This window comes from Parabacteroides sp. AF21-43 (assembly GCF_003635435.1).
In the GTDB taxonomy this organism is placed as follows: domain Bacteria; phylum Bacteroidota; class Bacteroidia; order Bacteroidales; family Tannerellaceae; genus Parabacteroides; species Parabacteroides distasonis.
In genome coordinates this window covers 1-409 of the sequence record NZ_QTMG01000075.1, presented here as the reverse complement: position 1 = coordinate 409, position 409 = coordinate 1, and the positions used below count along the sequence as shown (strand labels likewise).

1 protein-coding gene is annotated in these 409 nt (G+C 43.5%); it reads right to left on the bottom strand.

Going from position 1 to position 409, the window contains the following annotated elements:
* On the bottom strand, positions 1 to 409 hold a 409-nt coding region (locus tag DWX84_RS21415), incomplete at both ends, for a transposase (protein WP_147398645.1).

The following is a 409-nucleotide window of genomic DNA, read 5'->3' as shown; positions in this document are numbered from 1 at the left end:
ACGCTTTTATGCGACTTGTTGCATTGAGTCCGAACCTCTTTACGTCAAGTCTGTGGATAATGGCCTTGTAGAAATTACGGATAAGTGCCGTAAGAAGAAGGAACACAGTGTTCTCTGCCATGAAGGATTTGGGCAATCTGTCCCACCCGAAACCATTGTTCATATCATCGAAGATACGTTCCTTTCCTCCACGAAGGTTATAGAACTCGACAATTTCTCTTGTGGAAGATTCATAGTCGTTAGTCAGGATACAACGGTATGTGTATTCTCCTTCCCAAAGATCCAGCACACCGTCCATCCGTTTCTGTCTTTGAATCACAAGTCGGTATGCTTTACCCTTCCACTTCTCAACAAGAATAGAGTTCAATTCGAACTCAATGCCATTGATTTCCTCAGTCTTCCAGCCTCT